Genomic DNA, 24,518 nt, shown 5'->3' on the forward strand with positions numbered 1-24,518 from the left:
CTTCTATGCGAGAAACCCCGTCAAGACAACGTTGCGTAGCATTTGAGCGTTTTGATGCGTTTGTTTCGGGCCGATCCGGCCACACTCCATCTTACGAGAACTCCGTCGGCGCTGACGAGCTTCGTCGACGAGGTCTACGCGACGCTCTCCCCGCTGTTCGCCTATGTCGCCGTGCTGGCGCTGTTCGCAGGTCTCGGCAACTATCTATGGAAGCAGTTGCCGGACGCAACGGCTGCGGCGGCCCCGGCCGCCGTGGGCTGGAGCACAGCCAGCCGCCAGGCGCCGGCTTTCGCCCTCAGCAAGCTCGATCCGCGAGATAGAACAGAGACTTACGAAATCCTCAAGCATCCCGAGGGCGGCCGCAAGGACGTCTTCCGCTGGACCGACGCCAATGGCGCGCCGGCGGCCGAGCTGGAAATCTACCGCCCCGGCGGCGAGGCCGTGGGGCCTGCGGTCACCGAGATTGCCGGGCGGCTCGACCCGGGCGGGGTGCGCGAGCTCGGGGCTGCCGGCATCATCGACAGCAAGTTCGGCAGCGTCACCCTGCTGCGTCCGGCGCGGCAGGACGGCGGCCGTGCCTGCCTCGGCTTTCTCAAGCAGGCCGACGCGCCCGACGTGCGGATTTCCGGCTGGACCTGCCAGGGCACCAGCCTGCCGGCCCAGCGCGCCGCGATCGTCTGCATGCTCAACCGCCTGACCCTGCTGGCGGCAGGCAACGACCCGCGGCTCGCTGCGCTGTTCGCGCATGCCGAGCTGCGCCGCACCGACAGCGTTACCTCCGGCCAGCCCGCCCTGTCGGCCGACTGGGTCATGGGCAGCGCGAACCCGCTTCTGCGCGGCGCCCTTTGATGGCGAGACCGTGGCAAGGCACTGGTTTTCATGAAACTTTTGCGCTCGGACACGCATTATCTCGCCCGGTGTGGCGCAATTGACCTAGTGACGGCCTCCCCACCATGGCTACAATGTGTTCCGAGTGATTTTGGCGGACGCGCCAGCCCCTGACGGGGCCGCAATGACGAGGATGCGATGACCCTAGAATTCCCTGCCGCGAACAAGCTCGTGGTGTTGCTTGCCGCGGCTGCCGTCACCGCAACCGCATTCGGCATGACCGCGGCCAGCGCGCAGCAGAGCCCGCGCAAGCAGCAAGAGCAGTATGACCGCGACGGCCGCCGCTATTACGGCGCGCAGGGCCCGAACCGGGTCTATCAGCAGGGCCCGCGCACCCGCGTTTACGTCACCACGCGCTCGTGGCTGGATGCCGGTACCGAAGTGCTGCCGGGCGACCGCAAGTTCAACGACTACGCCTATCCGCCGGAGATCGGTTATCCCACGTTCGCGCGCGAGAACAACAACCGCCCGATCGACCGCCAGCCGCTCAGCCCGCCGGCCGACCTCGGCGGCTATCCGCGGAATTTCCCGCTGTACTGAGACGTCTCACCCGGCGTCGTCCCGGCGAAAGCCGGGACCGATACGCCGCGGCCTCTCGATCTGAAATGATTGTTCGCCGATCTTCGTAACCATCGGCATCGGTGATTATGGGTCCCGGCCTTCGCCGGGACGACATCGTGTTTGTGTCAGCCGCGCGCCGTCACCCGTGCAGCTTCTGCAATTCCTTCAGGATCGCTTCGCCCATCTGGCTCGTGCTGGCCGGCGTCGTGCCTTCCGACTTGATGTCGGCCGTGCGCAAGCCGCTGGCGAGCACCGCTGCGATCGCGGCATCGACCTTGTCGGCGAGCTCGCCCATGTCGAAGGAATAACGCAACGCCATGCCGAACGACGAGACCATCGCGATCGGGTTGGCGAGGCCCTTGCCCGCGATGTCGGGCGCCGAGCCGTGCACCGGCTCGAACAGCGAGCGCCGCTTCTTGGTCTTGGCATCGACTTCGCCGAGCGAGGCCGACGGCAGCATGCCGAGCGAGCCGGTCAGCATCGCCGCAATGTCGGACAGCATGTCGCCGAACAGATTGTCGGTCACGATGACGTCGAACTGCTTCGGCGCCTTGACGAGGTTCATGCCGCCGGAATCGGCGAGCTGGTGCTCCAGCGTGACGTCCTTGTATTCGCGCGCGTGGACCTGGGTCATGACCTCGTTCCAGAGCACGCCCGACTTCATGACGTTGCGCTTCTCCATCGACGTCACCTTGTTGCGGCGCTTGCGCGCCAGGTCGAAGGCGACGCGGCCGATGCGCTCGATCTCGTAGGTGTCGTAGACCTGGGTGTCGACCGCGCGCTTCTGGCCGTTGCCGAGATCGGTGATGGTCTTCGGCTCGCCGAAATAGACGCCGCCGGTGAGCTCGCGCACGATCATGATGTCGAGGCCCTCGACGACGTCGCGCTTCAGGCTCGAGGCCTCCGCCAGCGCCGGGTAGCACACTGCCGGACGGAGGTTGGCGAACAGGCCGAGATCCTTGCGCAGCCGCAGCAGGCCGGCCTCGGGGCGGACCTCATAAGGCACGCTGTCCCACTTCGGACCGCCGACCGCGCCGAAGATCACAGCATCGGCCGCGGTCGCCTTGGCCATGTCGGCTTCCGAGATCGACACCTTATGGGCGTCGTAGGCGGAGCCGCCGACCAGGCCCTGCTCGGTCTCGAATTTGGCGATCCCCTGCGCATTCAGCCAGTCGATCACGCGCTGCACCTCGGCCATCACTTCGGGGCCGATGCCGTCGCCGGGGAGAAGCAGCAGTTTATGGGTCGCCATGGTCGTTACCTCACTCAATAGGGCATGCCCGTCATCGTCAGGCGCGAGTGCTAAATCGCCCCGGGCGGATTGGCAAGGCACCCCTTGAGGGGCCAAAATGGCCCCGGAACGAGCCAACCGCGCCGCAAGAAGCCAACAAGACGGACCTCATGACCGCAGCCATCGTCTACGCCTTCGCCTCGGCCATTTTCCTCGGCGCCGGGGTGGTGCTGGCGCAGCTGGGCTTGCGCACCGTCGAGCCGCTGTCGGGCGCCGCGATCAGCGTGCCCTCCTTCACCCTGCTGTTCCTGCTTCTGTCGCCGCTGATCCTGCATGGCGAGCCGGTGGTCTGGCGGGCGTTGCCGATCTTCATGGCGATCGGGCTGTTCTTCCCGGCCTCGCTGACGCTCTTGACCTTTGCCTCGAACCGGGCGCTCGGCCCGGTCATCACCTCGACGCTGGGCAATCTGGCGCCGTTGTTTGCGGTCACCGCCGCTGTGGTGCTGCTGCACGAGCCGCTGCAAGGGCAGCAGCTCATCGGCCTCGTCGTCGCGGTCGCAGGGGCTGCGATCATCACTGTGACCCGGCCGCGCGACCTCGGTCATTGGCGCAGCTGGGCCCTGCTGCTGCCGCTCGCCAGCGCGCTGGTACGCGGGATCGTGCCGCCGATCGCCAAACTCGGGCTTGCGATCTGGCCGAGCCCGCTATGGGCCTGCCTGGTCGGCTATGTCATGTCCTCGCTGGTGGTGCTGACCGTGCAGCGTATCCGCAAGGGCAGCTTCACGGTGCAGGCGCCGCGCGAGGGCCGGTTTTGGTTCGCGCTGACCGGGATCAGCAACGGGCTCAGCGCGCTCAGCCTGTTCGCGGCAGTCCGCAACGGCCCGATCACGCTGGTGGCGCCGCTGGCCGCGATCTATCCGCTGGTCACCGTGGCGATGAGCGCTGCCATGCTCAAGCATGTCGAGATCACCCCGCGGATCGTCGCCGGAACCCTGCTGACGGTCGCCGGCGTCGCGCTGGTCCTGATTGCCTGATACGCAAGACAGTGTTGCCGGCTTCGGCGCTGGGCAGGCCCGCTGCGGCCTGCCACAATGCCGGCATTGCCGGAGTGAATTGTGAGAGCCCCCGCCCCGTCCTACCCGCATCCCGCGCGGTTGATCCTGATTCTATCGCTTGCACCGACGGTCGGTCTCGGCATCGGCCGCTTCGCCTATTCGCTGGTGCTGCCCGACATGCGCGACACCCTGGCATGGTCGTATTCGGCCGCCGGCTTCATGAACACGATCAATGCGGCCGGCTATCTGGTCGGCGCGCTGTTCGCCTCGCGCCTGATCCAGCGTTTCGGACTCGCGACGTCAGTGCGCTGGCCGACGCTGGCCTGCGTGCTGTCGCTGGCGCTCTGCGCCATCTCGGGCAATTTCGTGGTGCTGAGCTTCGCCCGCCTCCTGGTCGGCTTCGCAGCCGCGATCGGCTTTGTCGGCGGCGGCGCGCTGGCGGCGACGATCGCGCAGTCGCGGCCGGAACGCGCCAACTTCCTGCTCAGCCTGTTCTATGCCGGGCCTGGCATCGGTATCCTGGCATCCGGCCTGATCGCGCCCTTCGTACTGCAGGGATTTGGCGCCGGCTCCTGGTGGATCGTGTGGTGGGCGATGACCTTGCTCTCGGCGATCATGACCGTGCCGCTGCTGCTTGCGCCATTCCACGCCGGCGCCGCCGCAGCCGGCATCGTGCGGACCAAGTTCGCGGTGATGCCGGTCCTGATCTACCTCGCCGCCTACTTCCTGTTCGGCGCGGGCTACATCGCCTACATGACCTTCATGATCGCCTATGTCCGCGACGGCGGCGGCGGCGCGGTGGCGCAAAGCGCGTTCTGGAGCCTGATCGGCGTCAGCGCATTCGTCACGCCATGGGTGTGGCGGCGGGTGCTGGCGCTCGACCGCGGCGGGCTCGCCACCACCATCATCCTCGGCGTCAACGCGCTCGGCGCGGCGCTGCCGATCTTCGGTCATTCGCCGCTCCTGCTTGCGATCTCGGCGCTGGTGTTCGGTGTCGCGTTCTTCGCCGTGGTCGGCTCGACCACCGCCTTCGTGCGCTACAATTACCCGCCGGAAGCCTGGCCGACGGCGATCGCGGCGATGACCATCGCCTTCGGTGTCGGCCAGACGCTCGGACCGATCGTGGTCGGCGCCATCACCGACGCCGTCGGCAGCCTGTCATCTGCGCTGAACGTCTCCGCCGCGATGCTCGCGCTGGGCGCGCTGCTGTCGGCGTTCCAGCGGAAGGTGACTCCCTGAGTCATTCCGGGGCGATGCGTTAGCATCGAACCCGGAATCTCGAGATTCCGGGTCTGGTCCTTCGGACCATCCCGGAATGACGCTGCGCGTCAACTTCCGCTGAACGAATTATAGCCCTGGTCTTCCCAGTAGCCGCCCTTGTAGTCGTTGGTGACTTCCATCGACAGCACGTATTTCGGGTTCTTGAAGCCGAGCTTGGTCGGCACCCGGATCTTCATCGGAAAACCGTAGGCGCGCGGCAGGATCTCGTCGGCGAACTTGAACGTCATCTGGGTCTGCGGATGCAGCGCCGTGCGCATGTCCAAAGGTGAATTGTAGCCGTCCTTGTCGGCGCACTGGAACCAGACATATTTGGCGCGGGTATCCGCGCCGACCAGCTTGAGGAAATCGCGCAACGGCGTTCCGGTCCAGCTGCCGATGGCGCTCCAGCCCTCGACGCAGATGTGGCGTGTCACCTGCTTGACCTGCGGCAGCTTGTAGAGCTCATCCAGCGTCCAGGATTTCTTGTTCTCGACCAGCCCACGCACCTCGAGCTTCCAGTCCGCGCCTGCGATCTCCGGCGCGTCGTCGAGATCGTAATAGGCGTTGAACGGGAACGGCTTGGTGATCGCGCTCTCGGGGAAGGTCGGCGCCAGCGCATCCGGATTGAACATCCAGGCCTGCACCGCGTCGTTGAACTTCGAGACCTTCTTCAGCAATTCCTCCGCCGACGAGGAATCGACCACGTCGCAGCCGGTCAACAGCGTCAGCGCGCCGAGGCTGGTGCCGGCCGTGATGAAGCGGCGGCGCGTCAGTTCCGGCATCGTCTTCACCGCATCGCGGACGAGCAGCTTCTTGTCGACACCGGGGATCAGCAGTTTGCGAAGACGACCCATATCGACCTCCCTCAGCGCCCGATGATCATGGCGCGCAGGCTTTTCGGCACCAGGAGCGCGAGCGCGACATGGATCACCAGGAAGGCGACGATCAGCGCCATGCAGGTGAAGTGAACATAACGCGCGAAATCGTAGCCGCCGAACAGCGAGACCAGCCAATGCAGCTGCACCGGCTTCCACATCGACAGGCCGGACAACACGATCACGACGCCGACGGTGATGATGCCGGCATACAGCAGCTTCTGCACCGAATTGTACTTGCTGAGATCGTCATGCGACAGCTTGAAGGTCAGCGCCGCCTTGGTGTCGGCTATCACGCCACCGGGGGTGATCGGCAGCAGCTTCTTGCGGAAGCGGCCGGTGGCGAAACCCAGCGCCAGATAGACCAGGCCGTTAACCATCAACAGCCACATCGCGGCGAAGTGCCAGAGCAGCGCGCCGCCGAGCCAGCCCCCGAGCGTGATGCTCCGCGAGAAGGTGAAGCCAAACAGCGGCGAGGCGTTGTAGATCTGCCAGCCGGACATGATCATCAGGATCATCGCGAAGGCGTTGACCCAGTGCACGATGCGCACCCAGACCGGCTGAATCACCTTCGCCGGTGTTGCGGTCTCTGCCTGGTGGTCGCTGACGGCAAGGCTCGTCATGGAAGTTCTCTGCTCGTGGTCGTTACCGGCTTATACGCCCGGAACCGGCGTTCCGTTACAGGGTCGCGCATCATCAGTTTGATATAGGCCACTTCATGTGGTCACAAAAATGCGAGCCGGGGCGAGGCTCCGGCTCGCGATGCCGCAGGTCCGTTCAGGGACTAAATCGGGCCGCCAGGTGTTACGTGGCCGCCGTTACGACGCCGGCATCAGCACGGTGTCGACCACATGGATGACGCCGTTCGACTGGTTGACGTTGGAAATCGTCACCATCGAGCTGCCGCCCTTGGCATCGACGATCCAGACCTTGCCGTCCTGCTTCTTCACGGTCAGTTCCTCGCCCTCGGCCGTCTTCAGCATCTTGCCGTCGGTGAGGTCGGACGCCTCGAGCTTGCCCGGCACCACGTGGTAGGTGAGGATCTTGGTCAGCGTCGCCTTGTTCTCGGGCTTGACGAGATTGTCGACGGTGCCGGCCGGCAGCTTGCCGAACGCGGCGTTGGTCGGCGCGAACACCGTGAACGGACCCCTGCCTTCGAGCGTGCCGACCAGGCCCGCGGCCTTCACCGCGGCGACGAGAGTGGTGTGGTCCTTCGAATTGACGGCGTTCTGGATGATGTTCTTGGACGGGAACATCGCGGCGCCGCCGACCATCACGGTCTTCTCCTCGGCGCGGACCGGCGCGACGACAGTGGCGGTGATCGCAAGCGCGCCGAACGCGGCGGCGGCGAGATAGGCAATACGCTTCGACATGGGTTCGTCTCCGATGGCTAATCCAGCCGGCATCTCTCCGCCGGCGATGAAGGGGCAACGACGCGTTTTGGTTGGGATCAGTGCGGCGTCGTTGGCCGAGCTACGGGAGGTTTTCCCGGCGGTTTCCGGAAATAAATCTTTGTGATTCCTGAAACCGGCTGCGGCGCGCTGCGTACGCGCGGCGCTTCGCGCGACCCGCCGATCATTCCATTCAACGGAATGGACGCGTGCGCCGCCGCGAGCAATTTGCTTGCCGCCATTACCCGATTGGTTCAGCCTGAGATTGCGGCACGCCTCGCAGTAGGCGGTCGGTGGGGAGCACAATCATGAGCAGCATCACGGCGGATGGCCACGCCGCGCCTGCGGTGAACGATGCCGGCAGCGACATCGGCCCGCTCGAGCAGAAGCACCTGCAATACGCCAATTACCGCGCGGTCGCCGACACGACGGAGATCACCAAGACGCATTGGCACATCGCCACCGCCAATGCGCTTGGCTGGGGCTTTGACGGCATGGACGGCGTGATCTTCGCGCTGATCTCGCCGATGGTGATCAAGGACTTTGCGCTGAGCCTGCCGGAATATCGCTCGGGCATGCAGATCGCGCTGTTCGTCGGCATCGCCGGCCTCTATTTCTGGCCGTGGCTCGCCGACCGCTACGGCCGCCGCACGCTGCTTGCCGTCAACATCGCACTGTTCTCGCTGTTGATGCCGGTCGCGGCTCTGTCGCCGACCTTCGCGATGTTCGTCATCGCACGCTCGCTGCTGTTCTTCGCGCTGAACGGCGAATGGTCGCTCGGCTCGATGCTGGTGGCGGAGACCTGGCCGGCGCGACTGCGCGGCCGCGTCATCAGCATCACGCGTTCGGCGTGGTGCCTCGGCGCCACGCTTGCGGGTGCGATCACTGGCCTCGTCGCCGCCAATTTCGGCTGGCGCATCGCCGTCATGGTGCCCGGCGCGATCGCGCTGCTCGCGATCTATGTCCGGTCCACCTGCCCGGAATCGCCCTATTGGGTGCGCTCGCAGGACCGCAAGCGGCGCATCTCGGAGACGCTGATGCGCGGCGGCACGGTCAGCGACGACGACCGCAACTGGTTCACCAAGGCGAAGTCGGTCGGCATCCGCCAGGTGTTCATGCCCGACGTGCTGCCGTCGACCCTGGTCGCGTTGTTCGTGGCCTGCGCCTCGACCTGCATCTACGGCACCGTCGGCGCCTGGATGCCGCTCTATCTGTCGACCGAGAAGCACTGGTCGACCGCGGAATACAGCCTGTTCTACGTGTTCTACGGCCTGTGCGGCTTCCTCGGCCTGTGCCTGGTCGGCTGGCTGATCGACAAGATCGGCCGCCGCCGCACCTTCATCATCACCCTGATCGAGGGCGCGATCTTCATGACGCTGTGGGTCTATTCCGAGGACCGTGTGCTGCTATGGACGTTCGGGCTTCTCTGGTGTCTTGGCTTCCTCGGCTTCTGGGGCCCGAGCACGACGCTGACCGCGGAAATCTTCCCGACCCGCATCCGCGGCGCCGCCAACGGCGTGGTCTGGGCGATCGCCTATTTCGTCGGCTTCGTGCTGTTCCCCTTCGTCTCGATCGCGCTCCAGCAGCACACCGGCTCGTTCGCCCTGGCGTTCCTCTGCATCCCCGTGCTGATGATCGCGATGGCGATCGGCGTGTTCCTGTTCGTGCCGGAGCATACCGGCAAGGAGCTGAACGAGATCAGCGAGTGAGGTAGAGCGCTCGCTAATCCGGACTGCAGATTAATGGCACACTGTCGTCCCGGCCAAGCTTGTAGCCCGGATTACGCTTCGCTGCATCCGGGCTACGCAGCTTCAATCAATCCCTGTTCGCCGGGGTCTGGATGAAGCCGCGGTTGTGCGTCGGGCTGATCAGGATCTCGTTCATGCAGACCCGTGCCGGCATGCTGGCGACGAAGGCGATGGTGCGGCCGCAATCCTCGGGCTGCAGCATCTTGGCCTGCTCGGCTTCGCTCGGCACCACCGGCCGCTGCTTCAGGATCGGGGTTGCGACCTCGCCCGGCGACAGGCAGCAGGCGCGCAGGCCGTTGATGCATTCGTCCATGTTGAAGGAATGGGTCAGCGCCAGCACCGCGTGCTTGGTCGTGGTGTAGGCCGGGCCCGGCATCTTCGAGACGTGGCGGCCGGCCCAGGAGGCGACGTTGATGATGCAGCCGTCCTTCTGCTTGCGCATGGTCGGCAGCACCGCACGCATGCAGTAGAGCACGCCGTTGAGGTTGACCTCGACCAGCTTGTCCCAGCCTTCCAGTTCCATGTCGGCCCAGCTGCGCTTCGGCACATTGATGCCGGCGCTGTTGACCAGGAGGTCGATGCGGCCATGCTTGGCGACGATCGCCTCGGCCGCCTTGTTGACGTCGGCCTTGCTGCTGACGTCGAGCGGGATCGCCTCGGCCTTGCCGCCCTTTTTCGTGATGTTGGCGACCACGCGGTCCAACTCTTCCTTGCGGCGGCCGGAAACCACTACCGTCCAGCCGTCCGCAGCCAGGAATTCCGCCCCGGATTCACCGATTCCCGTTCCACCGCCGGTGACCCAGGCCACGCGTTTCCCATTGTTTGTCATGCAAACTGTCTCCGTTGCTTTCCGAAGGGCGTTTTTGCTAATCCAGCCGGACTCTTACCGGCGCTTTCGCCCCTCAGGGGATGTTGCATGAACACGACCACCAACGCCAACCTGTTTTCCCGCCTGTTCGACGGCCTCGACGACCCCAACCGGCTGGCGATCGAGCAGCTCGACGGCAGCCGCATCTCCTACGGAGATTTGATCGCGCGCGCCGGCCAGATGGCGAACGTGCTGGTTGCACGCGGCGTCAAGCCGGGCGACCGCGTCGCGGCACAGACCGAGAAATCGGTCTCGGCGCTGGTGCTCTATCTCGCCACCGTGCGCGCCGGCGGCGTCTATCTGCCGCTCAACACCGCCTATACGCTGAACGAGCTCGAATACTTCATCACCGACGCCGAGCCGGCGCTGGTGGTCTGCGATCCCTCGAAGCTCGACGGCATCAAGGTGATCGCGGCCAAGGTCGGCGCGAAGGTCGAGACGCTCGATTCCAGCGGCGAGGGCTCGCTGACCGAAGCCGCCGACAAGGCGAGCAAGGACTTCACCACCGTGCTCCGCGGCAATGACGATCTCGCCGCGATCCTCTACACGTCGGGCACCACCGGCCGCTCCAAGGGCGCCATGCTGTCGCACGACAATCTGGCATCCAATTCGTACTCGCTGGTCGACTATTGGCGCTTCACCGACCAGGACGTGCTGATCCACGCGCTGCCGATCTATCACACCCACGGCTTGTTCGTGGCGAGCAACGTGACGCTGTTCGCGCGCGCCTCGATGATCTTCCTGCCGAAGTTCGATCCGGACGTGATCATCAAGCTGATGGCCCGCGCCACCGTGATGATGGGCGTGCCGACCTTCTACACCCGCCTGTTGCAGAATCCCGGCCTGAACAAGGACGCCACCAGGCACATGCGGCTGTTCATCTCGGGCTCGGCGCCGCTGCTCGCCGACACCCATCGCGAATGGTCCGCGCGCACCGGCCACGCCGTGCTCGAACGCTACGGCATGACCGAGACCAACATGAACACTTCGAACCCCTATGACGGCGATCGGGTGCCCGGCGCGGTCGGCTTCGCGCTGCCCGGCGTCTCGGTACGGGTCACCGATCCCGAGACCGGCAAGGAGCTCGCGCGGGAGACGATCGGCATGATCGAGGTCAAGGGTCCGAACGTGTTTAGGGGTTACTGGCGCATGCCGGAGAAGACCAAGTCCGAATTCCGCGGCGACGGCTTCTTCATCACCGGCGACCTCGGCAAGATCGACGACAAGGGCTATGTCCACATCCTCGGCCGCGGCAAGGATCTCGTGATCTCCGGCGGCTTCAACGTCTATCCGAAGGAGATCGAGAGCGAGATCGACGCCATGCCCGGCGTGATCGAGTCGGCCGTGATCGGCGTGCCGCATGCCGATTTCGGCGAAGGCGTCACCGCCGTGCTGGTCTGCAGCAAGGGCGCCGAGGTCAGCGAGGCCTCGGTGCTGAAGGCGCTCGACGGACGGCTCGCCAAATTCAAGATGCCCAAGCGCGTCTTCGTCGTCGACGAATTGCCGCGCAACGCGATGGGCAAGGTGCAGAAGAATATTCTGCGGGATAAGTATAAGGATATCTACGCGAAGTAGTTTCGTAGCCCGGATGGAGCGAAGCGAAATCCGGGGACCGGTCTGGAGTGCACCCCAAAAGTGAGACACGGGAAATTAGGGACAGTTCTCTAACGGAGAACGGATGCCCAACAAATCACCCCGTGTTTTCAGCCGCGAGTTCAAGCTCGAGGCAGTCCGCCGCATTCTGGCGGGGGAGCGCATCAGGGCGCTTTCGCAAGAGCTGAAGGTGCTGCGCAAGGATCTGTACGCGTGGCGCGATCTGTTTCGTGCGGGCGGGGCGGAAGCCCTGCGACCGATCGGTCGGCCGCGCAAGAGCGATGCCGTTGCGCCGAGAGTGAGGGTGCGGGCGCGCGAAGTCGCGGCTGCTGACCCTGGTGCGCCGGAGCGGATTGCGGAACTTGAGCGCAAGATCGGCCAGCAGCAGATTGAACTGGATTTTTTCGGCAAGCCTTGCGGCGGGTCAAGGAAGCACGCCGGCCGAGCAGCGAGCCTGGCGTGACGGGGTCTACGCGGTCATCCAAGCGATGACGGTCCCCTCGCAGCAAGGCGAACTGACGATCGAACGGATGTGCCGGTTGGCTGGTGTCAGCCGGGCCGGCTATTACCGGCACTGGGCGGCTTCCGCGCCACGTGCCGAAGAGGTTGGCGTGCGGGACGCGATCCAGCGGCTGGCGCTTTCTTACAGGCATTACGGCTATCGGCGGATCGCCGCGCAGTTGCGCCGCGAGGGCTTTGCGGTGAACCACAAACGCGTGCTGCGCCTGATGCGCGAGGATAATCTGCTGTGTTTGCGGCAGCGGCCGTTCGTGCCGGTTACGACGGACTCGCGCCATCCGTGGCGGGTGGTCCCGAACCTGGCCCGCGGCATGGTGCCTGATGGCCTCGACCAGCTCTGGGTGGCGGACATCACTTACATTCGTCTGCGGGAGGAGTTCGCCTATCTCGCCATCGTGCTCGATGCCTTCAGCCGGCGCGTGGTCGGCTGGGCCCTGGAGACGCATCTGGAAGCTCGTCTGGCGGTTGCCGCGCTCTCGATGGCGCTGGCGGCGCGCCAACCGACGCCCGGCAGCCTGATCCACCACTCCGACCGCGGGATCCAATACGCCTGCGGCAACTACACCGAACTGCTCCAGCAGCGCGACATTGCTCCCAGCATGAGCCGGGTCGGCAATCCCTATGACAACGCCAGGGCGGAGAGCTTCATGAAGACCCTCAAACAGGAGGAGGTCAACGGTCAGACCTACCGCGATGCGCAGCATGCCAGAAATGCGATCGGCGCCTTCATCGAAGACGTGTACAATCGTCAACGGCTGCACTCGGCCCTGGCCTACCGGCCGCCGGCCGAGTTCGAAGCAAACCTACCGCGACGCGGGGCTGCTGCGCAGCAGCCCCGCGTCGCGGCCCTAACCCATCAACCCGCCCAGCCGCACCAGGCGGTTGGCACCTGTCCCTGATTATCGTGTCTCACATCAGGGGTGCAGTTCAGTCCATCACCTGCAAGAGTCCCGGATTACGCTTCGCTCCATCCGGGCTACGGGTTAATGCCCACCCAGCAGGCTGATCACGAACCGTCCGCCGACGATGAAGAGATACGCGCCAAACGCCACCTCAAGCGCTCGCTTCGACAGCGCATGCGCGACCTTGACGCCGAGCGGCGCGGTGACGAGCGTGGTCGGCATCACCAGCAGCGCGCCGATCAGCGAGACGTAGCCGAGCGCGAACGGCAGCTGCAGCGCGGCGACGTCCGGGAAGCGCGCGGCGGCCGGCCAGCCGGCATAGACATAACCTAGAGCGCCCGGGATCGAGATCAGCACCGCAAGTGCGGACGAGGTCGCGACCGCCTGATGGATCGGCCGGCCGTAGAAGGTCATCAGCAAATTGGCGAACAGGCCGCCGCCAATGCCCATCAGCGTCGACAGCAGGCCGACGAAGAAGCCGTAGACGCGCATCAAAAATCCCTTCGGCACGTCGTCGCCGAGCTTCCAGGTCTCGCGCGCCAATAGCAGCCGCGCCGCCGCCGACCAGGCCACCATCACGAACACGATCTTGAACAGCCGCTCCGGTGCGAAGCGCGCGGTGACGCTGCCGGCGGCGACGCCGATCAGAATCGGCAGCCACCAGCGCTTCAGGATCGTCATATCGACCGCGCCGCGACGATAATGCGCGCGGAACGAGCTCAGCGAAGTCGGGATGATGATCGCGAGCGAGGTCCCGATGCAGAGCGGCATCCGCACTTCGAGCGGGACGCCGGCGAGACGGAAGCATTCGTAGAACACCGGCACCAGGATCGCGCCGCCGCCGATGCCGAACAGGCCGGCGAGGAAGCCGGACAGCGCACCGACCGCGATCAGCAGCAGCGCGAGTTCGACAAGCTCGACGAGATCAAGTCCAGCCATCATCATTTCCCGCCCCTCAGGACCCGTCTCTGTGGGCGCGATCGGCCAGCCACAATGCCACCAGGGCTGCCAGCGGCGCAGCGCCCGCGATCATGCCAAGACGGAGTGGGATCGCATGCGCCGCGCCCGATATCAGCAGCGCCAGAGCGTCGATTAGCAACCCGACGCAACAGAACACAAGCAGGTCGGCCGGATCGTCGGCGTCGGCACGGCGGTGTGCCCCGCGGCGTTCGATGGAATCAGGTCGACTGGAAATCGAGGCCATGTCGGGCTCCTCACGTCTCAGGCCGACAAGCTAGACCCTTCTGCAGGGCGGGAGTATCTATGCCGTTGAGCAGGCTCTCTTGCGAAATGCGGAAGGATCGAGCTTGGACCAGCTTGCGGCGATGGCGGCCTTTGTCCGCGCGGTTGAGACCGGCAGCCTGTCGGCGGCGGCGCGCTCGCTGCCGAGTTCGCTGACCGCAGTGAGTCGGCAGATCAGCGCATTGGAAGCGCATTTCGGCACCCGCCTGCTGCTGCGCACCACCCGCCAGCTCGCGCTGACCGATGACGGCCGAATTCTCTACGACCGTGCGAAATCGATTCTCGGCGAGCTGAAGGAGATCGAGGGGGCGCTGGCGCGCGACCCGCATCAGCCATCGGGGCGAATCCGCGTCAGCTCGCCAAGCCTGATCGGGCGGCTCGTGATCGCACCGCTGCTGGTCGAGTTTCTGCGCCGCTATCCGGCGCTCTCCGTCGACCTGCTGTTGGTCGATCGCGCCGTCGACATGGTCGAGGAGGATATCCATCTGGCGATCCGCATCGGCCGGCTTCGCGACTCGCAACTCGTCGCGCGCAAGCTCGCCGACCTCCAGATGATCGTTTGCGCATCGTCGGATTATCTGGACCGACGCGGCGAGCCGCGAACACCGGCCGAGCTGTCGGCGCATGATTGCCTGGTGTTTTCCGATTCGCCTGGTAGCGCCGACTGGCGCTTTGCCGACGGCACGAAGACGGGTCGCAAATTCCGCATATCCGGTCGGCTCTGGATGAATAGCCTCGATGCGCTGGTTAGTGCGGCGCGGGAGGGCGCGGGCATCGTTCGCGTGCCGTCCTGGCAGGTGCAGCCCGATCTCGTGAGCGGCCGCCTCAAGCGCCTGCTCATCGACCATGAACCCGCCCCGACGCCGCTGCATCTGATGCTTCAACCGTCGCGCCTCGCATCGCCTAAGATCAGGGCATTTGTCGATTATCTGGTGGAACAGTGGGGCAAAACCGACGCCTTCCGGAGCCCGTCGGGAAGCCGATAGTCGAACCGAACCGAAACAGATATTTACATTCATTTCTTGGTTCGTTCAACCTTGCATCTGGTATACCACGCTGCGGATCAATCAGAATTCGGCAAAGCTAGTAATGAACTTCGGTTCGACCGAAGGCTATTTGGCCGTTGCGCGGCGTGATCCGACTCCGTAAATAGAATTCATCTACCGCGTTCCCCGATGGGCCGGCCGCGGTCCCTCACATCATAAAGCCCGCCGATGACCGCCAGGATCGAACGACCGCTTTCACCCCATTTGCAGACCTACCGGTGGACGCTGACGATGGCGCTGTCCATCGTCCACCGTGGCACAGGTCTGGCCCTCTATTTCGGCACCCTGCTGCTCGCCTGGTGGCTGATCGCAGCCGCCTCCGGCCCCTCCGCCTATGCCAATGTCCAGGCCTTCACCGGCAGCGCGATCGGCAAGCTGATCGTTGTTCGGCTACACATGGGCGCTGATGCACCATCTGTGCAGCGGCATCCGGCATTTCGTCTGGGACCTCGGCTACGGCTTCAAGGCCAATGAGCGCGAAGCCCTGACCTGGGGCGCGCTGGTCGCCGGCATCGCGCTGACGGTGCTGATCTGGATCATTGCCTACGCCGTTGGAGGTGGACGATGAGCGGCCCTTCCTCGATGCGCACGCCGCTGGAGCGCGTCCGCGGCCTCGGCTCCGCCCATACCGGCACCGGCGACTTCTGGCGCCAGCGCCTCACCGCGGTTGCGATGACGCTCCTGATCGTCCCCGTGATCGTCGTGGTGATCATGCTGATCGGCCGCAACCATGCCGGCGCGGCGCAGATCCTCGGCTCGATCCCGATCGCCATCATCCTGCTGCTCTTCATCGTCGCCAGCACCTGGCACATGAAGATCGGCATGCAGGTCGTGATCGAGGACTACATCCATAACGAGAAGCTGAAGATCGCCAGCGTGATGGCGAACAACTTCTTCTGCGTCGCGGTCGCATTGGCCTCGATCTACGCAATCCTCAAATTGTCGTCGGGAGTTTGACCCATGGCCGGTGAAGGAAACGGCAAGGCCGCCAATGGTGGCCCGGCCACGAACGGCAAGGCCTACCCGATCCAGGACCACACCTACGACGTCGTCGTGGTCGGCGCCGGCGGCGCCGGCCTGCGCGCCGTGGTCGGCTGCTCGGAAGCAGGCCTGCGCACCGCCTGCATCACCAAGGTGTTCCCGACCCGCTCGCACACCGTTGCGGCGCAGGGCGGCATCTCGGCCTCGCTCGGCAACATGCATCAGGACGACTGGCGCTGGCACATGTACGACACCGTGAAGGGATCGGACTGGCTCGGCGACCAGGACGCGATCGAATACATGGTGCGCAACGCACCCGACGCGGTCTATGAGCTCGAGCATTGGGGCGTCCCGTTCTCGCGCACCGAGGACGGCAAGATCTACCAGCGCCCGTTCGGCGGCATGACCCTGGACTACGGCAAGGGCCAGGCGCAGCGCACCTGTGCCGCCGCCGACCGCACCGGCCACGCCATGCTGCACACGATGTACGGCCAGTCGTTGCGCCATGCGGCCGAGTTCTTCATCGAATTCTTCGCCATCGACCTGATTATGGACGACCAGGGCGTCTGCCGCGGCGTGATCGCGCTCAAGCTCGACGACGGAACGCTGCATCGCTTCCGCGCCCAGACCACGATTCTCGCGACCGGCGGCTATGGCCGCGCCTACGCCTCCTGCACCTCGGCACACACCTGCACCGGCGATGGCGGCGGCATGGTGCTGCGCGCCGGCCTGCCGCTGCAGGACATGGAGTTCGTCCAGTTCCATCCGACCGGCATCTACGGCTCAGGCTGCCTCGTCACCGAGGGCGCCCGCGGCGAAGGCGGCTATCTCGTCAATTCCGAGGGCGAGCGCTTCATGGAGCGCTACGCACCGTCGGCCAAGGACCTCGCCTCACGCGACGTGGTCTCGCGCGCGATGACGATCGAGATCCGCGAAGGCCGCGGCGTCGGCAAGAAGAAGGATCACATCTTCCTGCACCTCGATCACCTCGATCCGAAGGTGCTGCATGAGCGGCTGCCAGGCATCTCGGAATCGGCGAAGATCTTCGCCAATGTCGACGTCACCCGCGAGCCGATCCCGATCGTGCCGACCGTGCACTACAACATGGGCGGCATCGCCACGAACTATCACGCCGAGGTGCTGACCAAGCGCAACGGCGACGACAATTCGGTGGTGCCGGGCCTGATGGCGATCGGCGAGGCCGCCTGCGTCTCGGTGCATGGCGCCAACCGCCTCGGCTCCAACTCGCTGATCGACCTCGTGGTGTTCGGCCGCGCCGCAGCACTCCGCCTTGCCGACAAGCTGACGGCGAACGCCAAGCAGCCCGAGCTGCCGAAGGATTCGGCCGACCGCGCGCTCGGCCGGCTCGATCACTTCCGTCACGCCTCCGGCGGCACCCCGACCGCCAAGCTGCGCGACAGCATGCAGCACGTGATGCAGAACAATTGCGCGGTGTTCCGCACCGGCGAAGTGCTGCAGGAAGGCCAGAACCTGATCCACAAGGTCTATGGCGGCGTCAGCGACATCTCGGTCTCGGACCGCTCGCTGGTGTGGAATTCCGACCTGATCGAGACGCTGGAATTCGACAATCTGATCGTGCAGGCGGTCGTGACGATGGACTCGGCGGCCAACCGCACCGAAAGCCGCGGCGCGCATGCGCGTGAGGACTTCTCTGCCCGCGACGACAAGAACTGGATGAAGCACACGCTGACCTGGATCGATCCGGCCGGCAAGACCGCGATCGAATACCGTCCCGTCCACGACTACACGATGACCAACGACGTGCAGTACATCCCGCCGAAGGCGCGGGTCTACTGAGAACGAAGGCGAGCAAGCATGGTTGAATTCGCACTTCCGAAGAATTCGAAGATTTCCGGCGGCAAGACCTGGCCGAAGCCGGCCGGCGCCACCGAGACGCGCGAATTCCGGGTGTATCGCTGGAACCCGGACGACGGCAAGAATCCGAGCGTCGACACCTATTATGTCGACACCCACGACTGCGGCCCGATGGTGCTGGACGGTCTGATCTGGATCAAAAACCACATCGACCCGACGCTGACCTTCCGCCGCTCGTGCCGCGAAGGCGTCTGCGGCTCCTGCGCGATGAACATCGACGGCCAGAACACGCTGGCCTGCACCAAGTCGATGCACGACGTCGGCGCCGGCGGCGCGGTGAAGGTCAATCCGCTGCCGCACCAGCCGGTGGTGAAGGACCTCGTCCCCGACCTCACCAACTTCTACGCCCAGTATGCCTCGATCGAGCCGTGGCTGAAGACCACGACGCCGACGCCGCAGAAGGAGTGGAGGCAGAGTCACGAGGACCGCGAGAAACTCGACGGTCTCTACGAGTGCATCCTGTGCGCCTGCTGCTCGACCTCCTGTCCGAGCTACTGGTGGAACAGCGAGCGCTTCCTCGGTCCCGCCGCACTGTTGCAGGCGACGCGCTGGGTCACCGACTCCCGCGATGAAGCGACCGGCGAACGCCTCGACAATCTCGAGGATCCGTTCCGGCTCTATCGCTGCCACACCATCATGAACTGCGCCAAGGCGTGCCCGAAGGGACTCAATCCCTCGGAAGCGATCGCCGAGCTCAAGTTCAAGATGGTCGAACGCCAGATCTGATCCGACAGAGCCGCGGCCGGCGCCGCTATCGGCGCGCCGCCGCATGCCGCGTCCAGGCCTCTGTCATGGCGGCGGCACCTACCGCCATTGTCGCCTCGCACGCGGCAAGCCCGGTGTGCGAGCTCCTCATTGGCGCGACAACCTTCATGATGCGCCCGCGGATGGCCTGATCGAGCTGTCGCTGTGCCGACCGCCGTGCCCGCTCGGCGCGCGAATGCCAACAATCCACATTGTCCTGCAGGCGGTCGTTTCCTGCCGAAATTCATCCGCGGCTGATCCCTTCGCATTGCCGGCGAGCCGAAACTGGAACCGCCGATCGGCGTTGACGGAGATCAAAACAGGGCCAATGTCTCGTGATCAAAGGAGGGTCACAGACCGGAGTGAGGTCCGTCATGCACGCCATGATCCTGCCCGCGCACGGCGCGCGGCTGCAATATGTGGAACGGCCGGATCCGGTTCCGGGCCGTGGCGAGGTGCGCGTCAGGATCGGCGCCTGCGGCGTTTGCCGCACCGACCTGCATGTGGTCGACGGAGAATTGCCGAACATCGCCTATCCGATCGTTCCCGGCCACGAGGTGGTCGGCCGCATCGACGCAATCGGTGACGGCGCAAGCGATGCCCTTCTCGGTACCCGCGTCGGCGTTCCCTGGCTCGGCTCGACTTGCGGACGCTGTCCTTACTGCCGAGAGGGCAAGGAAAACCTCTGCGATGACCCGCTGTTCACCGGCTATACGCGCGACGGCGGCTTTGCGACCCATCTGGTAGCGGACGCGCGCTACTGCTTCCCGCTCGGCGAGCACGGCGAGGATGCCGAGCTTGCACCGCTGCTGTGCGCTGGCCTGATCGGCTGGCGCTCGTTGGTGATGGCCGGCGACGGCCGCAAACTCGGCATTTATGGATTCGGCGCGGCGGGACACATTGTCGCGCAAGTGGCCCGCTGGCAAGGACGGGGCGTCTACGCCTTCACCCGCAGGGACGACACCGACGCACAGCATCTGGCATTGTCACTCGGCGCATGCTGGGCCGGAGCTTCAGAAGATCGGCCGCCGGCAGAGCTTGATGCCGCGATCATCTACGCGCCCGCCGGCCCTCTTGTCCCGCTTGCACTGCGTGCACTGCGCAAAGGTGGCCGCGTGGTCTGCGCCGGCATTCATATGTCGGACATCCCGGGCTTTCCGTACAGCATCCTTTGGGGAGAGCGGCAGATCTTATCGGTCGCCAACCTGACCCGACAGGATGGCATCGACTTTCTGAAGGCCGCGGCGCGCGCCGGACTCCGAGTGCATGTCACCGTTTTCCCGCTCGATCACGCGAACGAAGCGCTCGCGCGCCTGCGGGACGGCGGGCTTGTCGGCGCAGCCGTTCTGAAACCATGACGACGCCGGCGCCATCAACCGATGGGGCGACAGGCGAAGCCGGGCAGGCCGCCGTGTTGTCGTTTCTGGCCGGATCGGGGCGGCCAAACGTAGCCGTGCAACGAATCGATACTCACTGTTCGATCGTCTTCCTCGAACCCTCGCGTGTCCTGAAGGTCAAGCGAGCGGTCAAGCTCCCTTATCTGGACTTCTCGACGCTGGAGAAGCGACGGCGTGCTTGCGAGGACGAAATCGCTGTCAACAAGCGCCACGCGCCCTCGATCTATCGTGGAGTGATCCCAATCACGCGCGAACGCGACGGCCTGGCAATCGGAGGGGCTGGCCCCGTTGTCGAGTGGGCGGTTGAAATGGCCCGTTTTGACGAAAGCAGGACTCTCGACCGCCTTGCACCGGACGCCCACGCGGCGGAACTCGGCGACGATCTGGCCGCCGTCCTGCTCGATTCTCATCGAGCGGCCGCCATCAGCGATCGATCGAACTGGCTTGCCTCGCTTCCCGTGATCATCGACCGCAACACGGAGCAGTTCAGAAGCGCGCCAGACCTCGCGCGCGACAGCATCGACAAACTGCATGAATTGAGTCATCGCGAACTGGCGCGGAGTCGCGGGCTTCTGCGCGCCCGCGCGGCATCGGGCCAGGTACGTCGCTGCCACGGCGACGCACATCTCGGCAATATCGTCTTGATTGACGGCAAGCCGGTCCTGTTCGACGCGATCGAATTTGACCCGGATATCGCGACAACGGATGTTCTGTACGATTTCGCATTTCCCCTGATGGATCTCCTGGCGTCGGGGAGCATTGTTACCGCCAACAGGCTATTCAACAGCTACATGCAGGCCTCCTGGTCCGAACAATCGAGTGCGCTCTCCCTGCTGCCGCTGTTTCTCTCAATTCGCGCTGCGATCCGGGCCAACGTACTCCTCACCAAGCGGCAGCAACATCCGCACGATCAAGCGATTGCGGCAATTGCGAGCAGATACTTCGACCTCGCGCTTCGGCTCGTCGCACCGGAGCGCCCCATCCTGCTCGCGATCGGCGGAAAGTCAGGCACGGGCAAGAGCGTGCTGGCCCGTGACATCGCGCACCTGGTCGCGCCGCCGCCCGGCGCCCTGGTGTTGCGCTCCGACGTCATTCGCAAACAACTTCATGACGTAAGCGAGCACACCACCCTTCCGGCGGCGACATATACTCCTGAAGCTTCCGATCGCGTTTATCGGGCCATGCTCGAACACGCCGAGCGCACCCTTGCCCAGGGGATCTCGGTGATCCTCGACGCGGCATTCCTGAAGCCGGCCGAGCGTGATGCCGCAGAAGTCGTCGCTCGCAACGGCAAGGTTGAGTTCCGTGGCGTCTTCCTGACCGCCGATCGCGCCATACGCCTGCGTCGCGTCGCCTCGCGACGACACGACGTATCGGACGCGACATCCGATGTGGTCCTGCTTCAGGAGAATATTGAGACCGGGAGCATAGGCTGGAACGTTGTAGACGCGTCCGGTACGCCAGCGACCACGCTTCAACGCAGCACGGCCTGTCTGTGAACCGCTTCAATCGACCAAGCGGCCAGCCGCAGCGGGCCGGATCAGGATATCAGCGCCGATCGCATCGACGCCCGGCTTGCGAAGGTCGAGCATGACGTCGACGATGCTGTGATCGTCCGAATCCATCGTCGCGGTAAAGCCGAGCTCGCGGCACATCCCGATCATCGTGGTGTTCTCGGTCAGCACCTGGCCGGACAGGCGCTGCAATCCCTCCGACCGCGCATAGTGGATCAGGAGCTGCATCAGCGCCCAGCCGAGCCCTCTGCCCTTCAGATCGGACTGCAGCAGGATCGCATATTCGGCGTTCTCGTAGAGCGAGTCCGAATGCAGCCGGACCGCACCCATCATCTCGCCGGTCGTCGGATCGAGCGCCACAAAGGCCATCGCGCGGGCATAGTCGAGCTGGGTCAGGCGCGCGATGAACGCGTGCGAGAATTCCTTCATCGCGTGGAAGAAGCGCAGCCTGAGGTCTTCGGCGGTGACGCGCCGGAAGAAGCCTTCGACCATCGGCTCGTCCTCCGGCCGCATCGGACGCACCGTGACGCGCGAGCCGTCGCGTAGCGCAAGCTCGCCCTCCCATTGCGACGGATAGGGCCTGACTGCGAGCCTGGTGTGGCCGGCAAACAGCCGCGCCGGCTTGCGGATCGCGACCCGCGCATCGAGCGCCAGCACGCCGCTGTCGTCCGCCAGCATCGGATTGATATCGAGCTCGGCGACCTCGGGAATGTCGGCGGCCATCTGCGCCAGCTTGACCAGGGTGAGCGGCACCACATCGGCCGGGACGGCGGGTACATCGCCATAGCCGCCGAGCAGCCGCGAGACCCGGGTGCGCCCGACAAGCTCACGCGCGAGATTCATGTCGAGCGGCGGCAGCGCCAGCGCCTTGTCGTTGATCACCTCGACCGCGGGACCGCCGCGGCCGAACACGATCACCGGACCGAAGGTCGGATCGTCGGCGATGCCGAGAATCAATTCGCGCGCCGCGCGCCGCACGATCATCGGCTGGATCGTCACGCCCTGCAGGGTGGCATCCGGCCGCGCGCTCCGTGCCCGCGCCATGACGGTCCTGGCGGCCTCGATGACGCTGTCCTTGGTGCGCAGGTCGAGGATCACCCCGCCGACAGCGGAGGCGTGCCGGATGTCGCGCGAGAGCACCCTGACCACGATCGCGTGGCCCTCGGCGAGGAACGGCGCGGCCTTCTCGGCGGCGTCCTCGGCACTCTCGGCGACGAGTGTCGTCACGATCGGAATGCCGTACGCCTCGAACAGCGCGACGATCTCGGCCGGATCGAGCCAGGCGCGCCCCTCCGACAATGCCTTCACGACGACGTGCCGCGCCGTCGCGGTCTCCGGCGTGAAGACCGATGCGACGCCGGGCGGGATCGCGGCGAGCGCCGTGGAGGCCTCGCGATAGCGCACCAGATACATGAAGGCGCGCACCGCATCGTCCTCGGTCGGGAAATGCGGAATCCGCGCCGCCTCGAAGATCGCGCCAGTGCGCTCGTCGGCGCCGACCCAGGCCGCAAGCACCAGTGCTGCGACCGCACTCCGCTTGGTCCTGCGATCGCGCACGCATTGCGCCACCGCCTCCGCAATTCCCATGGCCGGCGCCACCGCGGTCTCGACGTTCGCCACCAGCACTGCGTCACTGTTCGCGTCATCGAGCAGCGCGTTGAGCGCCACGACGTAGCGGGCCGCATCGGCGTCGCCGGCGATGTCGACCGGGTTGGCGCACGACCAGCCCGACGGCAGCACCTTGTCGAGCCGCTCGATCGTCTCGGTCGCGAGCGTCGCGGGAACGCCGCCGAGCTCGGCCAACCGGTCGGTCGCGAGGATGCCGAGCCCGCCGCCATTGGTCAGGATCGCCAGCCGGTTGCCGCGCGGGACGAAGCCGCGGCCGAGCAGCTCGGCGCAATCGAACAATTGTCGAAGATCGTAGACGCGCAGCATGCCGGCGCGGCGGAACGCGGCATCATAGACCGCATCGGAACCGGCCAGCGCACCGGTGTGGGTCGCGGCGGCCTTTGCGCCCTGCGCCATCCGTCCCGACTTGACGATGATGACCGGCTTCATGCGCGCCGCGGCGCGTGCCGCCGACATGAACTTGCGCGCGTCCTTGACCGCCTCGAGGTAGATCAGGATCGCGCCGGTATGATCGTCGAGCGCGAAATAATCCAGCAGGTCGGCGACGTCGACATCGAGCTGATCGCCGATCGATGCGATGCCGGAGAACCCGAGCCGCCGCTCGGCCGCCCATTCGATCATCGCCGACGCGACCGCGCCGGACTGCGAGATCAATGCGACATGTCCGTCCGAGGGCTGATGCGAGGCAAAGCTCGCATTGAGCTTGGCGCGCGGCACCATGACGCCGAGGCAATTCGGCCCGATCAGGCGCATGCCATGTCGCCGCGCGGTCTGTCCCGCGGCCTCCGCAAGCGAGCCCGCGCCGTGGCCGAGACCGGCCGACAGGATCGCCGCGCCGGCAACCCCGGCGTGACCCGCCTCCGCGACGATCTCCGGAACCGCAGCCGCCGGTGCGCTGATCACGACGAGGTCGGGAACGAATGGCAGCGACTTCAGATCGGGAACGGTCGGCTCGCCGTCGACTTCGGAATAGTGCCGGTTGACGACGCCGACCTTGCCGGCAAAGCCGCTCGCCTTGATGTTTCTGAGCACCGCAGCGCCGAGCGACGACGGGCGCGGGCTGCCGCCGACCACCGCGATGCTTCGAGGCGAAAATACCCGCTCCAGGCCGAACGTCGACATTGCGTGGTCTCGCAGGGAACCCGTGGACGCGCGAGGCGCCCGCGAGTCGACTCTAC

At 65.5% G+C, this 24,518-nt stretch carries 22 protein-coding genes and 1 pseudogene; 15 read left to right on the forward strand and 8 right to left on the reverse strand.

The genetic code is table 11. The features are described from left to right. Positions 1-54 precede the first annotated feature (54 nt). Positions 55-849: a hypothetical protein gene (locus tag ACVILL_RS12040; RefSeq protein ID WP_456729238.1), complete on the forward strand. Its 795-nt coding sequence runs from the start codon at positions 55-57 to the stop codon at positions 847-849. Positions 850-1,026: 177 nt separating this feature from the next. After that, positions 1,027-1,428 carry a hypothetical protein gene (locus ACVILL_RS12045; protein WP_456729239.1) on the forward strand — a complete coding sequence of 134 codons (402 nt, stop codon included), beginning with the start codon at positions 1,027-1,029 and terminating at the stop codon, positions 1,426-1,428. Positions 1,429-1,588: 160 nt separating this feature from the next. On the opposite strand, the gene leuB is transcribed toward ACVILL_RS12045, so the two are convergent. Further along, complete coding sequence (gene leuB / locus ACVILL_RS12050) at positions 1,589-2,701, reverse strand: 3-isopropylmalate dehydrogenase (protein ID WP_456729240.1); 1,113 nt, start codon at positions 2,699-2,701, stop codon at positions 1,589-1,591. A gap of 149 nt (positions 2,702-2,850) precedes the next feature. Between leuB and ACVILL_RS12055 the strand changes: the two genes are divergently transcribed. Together ACVILL_RS12055 and ACVILL_RS12060 are read left to right on the forward strand one after the other, a co-directional pair. Continuing rightward, entirely contained in the window at positions 2,851-3,714 is an 864-nt protein-coding gene (locus ACVILL_RS12055) for an EamA family transporter (RefSeq protein WP_456729241.1), read from the forward strand. A gap of 81 nt (positions 3,715-3,795) precedes the next feature. Beyond that, positions 3,796-4,974, forward strand: a complete 1,179-nt coding sequence (locus tag ACVILL_RS12060; protein WP_456729242.1) for a YbfB/YjiJ family MFS transporter — start codon at positions 3,796-3,798, stop codon at positions 4,972-4,974. 89 nt (positions 4,975-5,063) lie between these two features. Here ACVILL_RS12060 and ACVILL_RS12065 read toward each other — a convergent pair whose 3' ends face one another. The 3 genes from ACVILL_RS12065 to ACVILL_RS12075 form a co-directional block, all read right to left on the reverse strand. After that, the gene (locus tag ACVILL_RS12065) at positions 5,064-5,849 is read right to left on the reverse strand and encodes a molybdopterin-binding protein (RefSeq protein WP_456729243.1); all 786 of its coding nucleotides are present in this window, start codon (positions 5,847-5,849) and stop codon (positions 5,064-5,066) included. An 11-nt stretch (positions 5,850-5,860) separates the two neighbouring features. After that, positions 5,861-6,493: a cytochrome b/b6 domain-containing protein gene (locus ACVILL_RS12070; RefSeq protein ID WP_456729244.1), complete on the reverse strand. Its 633-nt coding sequence runs from the start codon at positions 6,491-6,493 to the stop codon at positions 5,861-5,863. 195 nt (positions 6,494-6,688) lie between these two features. Continuing rightward, a complete protein-coding gene (locus ACVILL_RS12075) occupies positions 6,689-7,243 on the reverse strand; it encodes a fasciclin domain-containing protein (protein ID WP_456729245.1) in 555 nt (184 codons plus the stop codon). A gap of 326 nt (positions 7,244-7,569) precedes the next feature. Between ACVILL_RS12075 and ACVILL_RS12080 the strand changes: the two genes are divergently transcribed. Further along, positions 7,570-8,970 carry an MFS transporter gene (locus ACVILL_RS12080; RefSeq protein ID WP_456729246.1) on the forward strand — a complete coding sequence of 467 codons (1,401 nt, stop codon included), beginning with the start codon at positions 7,570-7,572 and terminating at the stop codon, positions 8,968-8,970. Positions 8,971-9,076: 106 nt separating this feature from the next. On the opposite strand, the gene ACVILL_RS12085 is transcribed toward ACVILL_RS12080, so the two are convergent. Further along, complete coding sequence (locus ACVILL_RS12085; RefSeq protein ID WP_456729247.1) at positions 9,077-9,838, reverse strand: SDR family oxidoreductase; 762 nt, start codon at positions 9,836-9,838, stop codon at positions 9,077-9,079. An 87-nt stretch (positions 9,839-9,925) separates the two neighbouring features. Between ACVILL_RS12085 and ACVILL_RS12090 the strand changes: the two genes are divergently transcribed. From ACVILL_RS12090 to ACVILL_RS12100, 3 genes are all read left to right on the forward strand, one after another. Next, positions 9,926-11,452 carry a malonate--CoA ligase gene (locus ACVILL_RS12090; RefSeq protein WP_456729248.1) on the forward strand — a complete coding sequence of 509 codons (1,527 nt, stop codon included), beginning with the start codon at positions 9,926-9,928 and terminating at the stop codon, positions 11,450-11,452. A gap of 103 nt (positions 11,453-11,555) precedes the next feature. Beyond that, on the forward strand, positions 11,556-11,933 hold the full coding sequence (locus tag ACVILL_RS12095) for a transposase (RefSeq protein WP_456729249.1): 378 nt from the start codon (positions 11,556-11,558) through the stop codon (positions 11,931-11,933). After that, the gene (locus tag ACVILL_RS12100) at positions 11,860-12,888 is read left to right on the forward strand and encodes an IS3 family transposase (RefSeq protein WP_456729250.1); all 1,029 of its coding nucleotides are present in this window, start codon (positions 11,860-11,862) and stop codon (positions 12,886-12,888) included. The genes ACVILL_RS12095 and ACVILL_RS12100 overlap by 74 nt, the downstream gene beginning before the upstream one ends. A gap of 84 nt (positions 12,889-12,972) precedes the next feature. Here the strand turns inward: ACVILL_RS12100 and ACVILL_RS12105 are convergent, their stop codons facing one another. Both ACVILL_RS12105 and ACVILL_RS12110 read right to left on the reverse strand, forming a co-directional pair. Next, on the reverse strand, positions 12,973-13,833 hold the full coding sequence (locus ACVILL_RS12105; RefSeq protein WP_456734249.1) for a sulfite exporter TauE/SafE family protein: 861 nt from the start codon (positions 13,831-13,833) through the stop codon (positions 12,973-12,975). A gap of 13 nt (positions 13,834-13,846) precedes the next feature. Continuing rightward, positions 13,847-14,095: a hypothetical protein gene (locus ACVILL_RS12110; RefSeq protein WP_456729251.1), complete on the reverse strand. Its 249-nt coding sequence runs from the start codon at positions 14,093-14,095 to the stop codon at positions 13,847-13,849. A gap of 121 nt (positions 14,096-14,216) precedes the next feature. On the opposite strand from ACVILL_RS12110, the gene ACVILL_RS12115 reads away from it, so the two are divergent. From ACVILL_RS12115 to ACVILL_RS12145, 7 genes and pseudogenes are all read left to right on the forward strand, one after another. Further along, entirely contained in the window at positions 14,217-15,119 is a 903-nt protein-coding gene (locus ACVILL_RS12115; protein ID WP_456734250.1) for a LysR family transcriptional regulator, read from the forward strand. A gap of 228 nt (positions 15,120-15,347) precedes the next feature. Further along, positions 15,348-15,747, forward strand: a pseudogene (gene sdhC, locus ACVILL_RS12120) (succinate dehydrogenase, cytochrome b556 subunit). A 14-nt stretch (positions 15,748-15,761) separates the two neighbouring features. Continuing rightward, positions 15,762-16,136: a succinate dehydrogenase, hydrophobic membrane anchor protein gene (gene sdhD / locus ACVILL_RS12125; RefSeq protein WP_083992366.1), complete on the forward strand. Its 375-nt coding sequence runs from the start codon at positions 15,762-15,764 to the stop codon at positions 16,134-16,136. A gap of 3 nt (positions 16,137-16,139) precedes the next feature. Next, positions 16,140-17,978, forward strand: a complete 1,839-nt coding sequence (gene sdhA / locus ACVILL_RS12130; RefSeq protein WP_456729252.1) for a succinate dehydrogenase flavoprotein subunit — start codon at positions 16,140-16,142, stop codon at positions 17,976-17,978. An 18-nt stretch (positions 17,979-17,996) separates the two neighbouring features. Further along, positions 17,997-18,782 carry a succinate dehydrogenase iron-sulfur subunit gene (locus tag ACVILL_RS12135; protein ID WP_050402509.1) on the forward strand — a complete coding sequence of 262 codons (786 nt, stop codon included), beginning with the start codon at positions 17,997-17,999 and terminating at the stop codon, positions 18,780-18,782. A 392-nt stretch (positions 18,783-19,174) separates the two neighbouring features. Next, positions 19,175-20,158 carry a zinc-dependent alcohol dehydrogenase family protein gene (locus ACVILL_RS12140; protein ID WP_456729253.1) on the forward strand — a complete coding sequence of 328 codons (984 nt, stop codon included), beginning with the start codon at positions 19,175-19,177 and terminating at the stop codon, positions 20,156-20,158. After that, positions 20,155-21,696: a bifunctional aminoglycoside phosphotransferase/ATP-binding protein gene (locus ACVILL_RS12145; RefSeq protein ID WP_456729254.1), complete on the forward strand. Its 1,542-nt coding sequence runs from the start codon at positions 20,155-20,157 to the stop codon at positions 21,694-21,696. The genes ACVILL_RS12140 and ACVILL_RS12145 overlap by 4 nt, the downstream gene beginning before the upstream one ends. Positions 21,697-21,702: 6 nt before the next feature. Here the strand turns inward: ACVILL_RS12145 and ACVILL_RS12150 are convergent, their stop codons facing one another. Beyond that, positions 21,703-24,462: a bifunctional acetate--CoA ligase family protein/GNAT family N-acetyltransferase gene (locus tag ACVILL_RS12150; RefSeq protein WP_456729255.1), complete on the reverse strand. Its 2,760-nt coding sequence runs from the start codon at positions 24,460-24,462 to the stop codon at positions 21,703-21,705. Between the last annotated feature and the right edge of the window lie 56 nt (positions 24,463-24,518).

The sequence above is a fragment of the Bradyrhizobium sp. USDA 3364 genome (assembly GCF_054056355.1).

What these genes read in the sequence shown, in the direction of transcription:
- ACVILL_RS12045 (WP_456729239.1), top strand. Translation starts at nt 1,027, where the DNA reads ATGACCCTAGAATTCCCTGCCGCGAACAAGCTCGTGGTGTTGCTTGCC.
- ACVILL_RS12140 (WP_456729253.1), top strand. Translation starts at nt 19,175, where the DNA reads ATGCACGCCATGATCCTGCCCGCGCACGGCGCGCGGCTGCAATATGTG.
- ACVILL_RS12150 (WP_456729255.1), bottom strand. Translation starts at nt 24,462, where the DNA reads ATGTCGACGTTCGGCCTGGAGCGGGTATTTTCGCCTCGAAGCATCGCG.
- ACVILL_RS12145 (WP_456729254.1), top strand. Translation starts at nt 20,155, where the DNA reads ATGACGACGCCGGCGCCATCAACCGATGGGGCGACAGGCGAAGCCGGG.
- ACVILL_RS12080 (WP_456729246.1), top strand. Translation starts at nt 7,570, where the DNA reads ATGAGCAGCATCACGGCGGATGGCCACGCCGCGCCTGCGGTGAACGAT.
- ACVILL_RS12040 (WP_456729238.1), top strand. Translation starts at nt 55, where the DNA reads ATGCGTTTGTTTCGGGCCGATCCGGCCACACTCCATCTTACGAGAACT.
- ACVILL_RS12075 (WP_456729245.1), bottom strand. Translation starts at nt 7,243, where the DNA reads ATGTCGAAGCGTATTGCCTATCTCGCCGCCGCCGCGTTCGGCGCGCTT.
- sdhD (WP_083992366.1), top strand. Translation starts at nt 15,762, where the DNA reads ATGCGCACGCCGCTGGAGCGCGTCCGCGGCCTCGGCTCCGCCCATACC.
- leuB (WP_456729240.1), bottom strand. Translation starts at nt 2,701, where the DNA reads ATGGCGACCCATAAACTGCTGCTTCTCCCCGGCGACGGCATCGGCCCC.
- ACVILL_RS12055 (WP_456729241.1), top strand. Translation starts at nt 2,851, where the DNA reads ATGACCGCAGCCATCGTCTACGCCTTCGCCTCGGCCATTTTCCTCGGC.
- ACVILL_RS12105 (WP_456734249.1), bottom strand. Translation starts at nt 13,833, where the DNA reads ATGATGGCTGGACTTGATCTCGTCGAGCTTGTCGAACTCGCGCTGCTG.
- ACVILL_RS12095 (WP_456729249.1), top strand. Translation starts at nt 11,556, where the DNA reads ATGCCCAACAAATCACCCCGTGTTTTCAGCCGCGAGTTCAAGCTCGAG.
- ACVILL_RS12085 (WP_456729247.1), bottom strand. Translation starts at nt 9,838, where the DNA reads ATGACAAACAATGGGAAACGCGTGGCCTGGGTCACCGGCGGTGGAACG.
- ACVILL_RS12070 (WP_456729244.1), bottom strand. Translation starts at nt 6,493, where the DNA reads ATGACGAGCCTTGCCGTCAGCGACCACCAGGCAGAGACCGCAACACCG.
- ACVILL_RS12135 (WP_050402509.1), top strand. Translation starts at nt 17,997, where the DNA reads ATGGTTGAATTCGCACTTCCGAAGAATTCGAAGATTTCCGGCGGCAAG.
- ACVILL_RS12090 (WP_456729248.1), top strand. Translation starts at nt 9,926, where the DNA reads ATGAACACGACCACCAACGCCAACCTGTTTTCCCGCCTGTTCGACGGC.
- ACVILL_RS12110 (WP_456729251.1), bottom strand. Translation starts at nt 14,095, where the DNA reads ATGGCCTCGATTTCCAGTCGACCTGATTCCATCGAACGCCGCGGGGCA.
- ACVILL_RS12065 (WP_456729243.1), bottom strand. Translation starts at nt 5,849, where the DNA reads ATGGGTCGTCTTCGCAAACTGCTGATCCCCGGTGTCGACAAGAAGCTG.
- ACVILL_RS12115 (WP_456734250.1), top strand. Translation starts at nt 14,217, where the DNA reads ATGGCGGCCTTTGTCCGCGCGGTTGAGACCGGCAGCCTGTCGGCGGCG.
- sdhA (WP_456729252.1), top strand. Translation starts at nt 16,140, where the DNA reads ATGGCCGGTGAAGGAAACGGCAAGGCCGCCAATGGTGGCCCGGCCACG.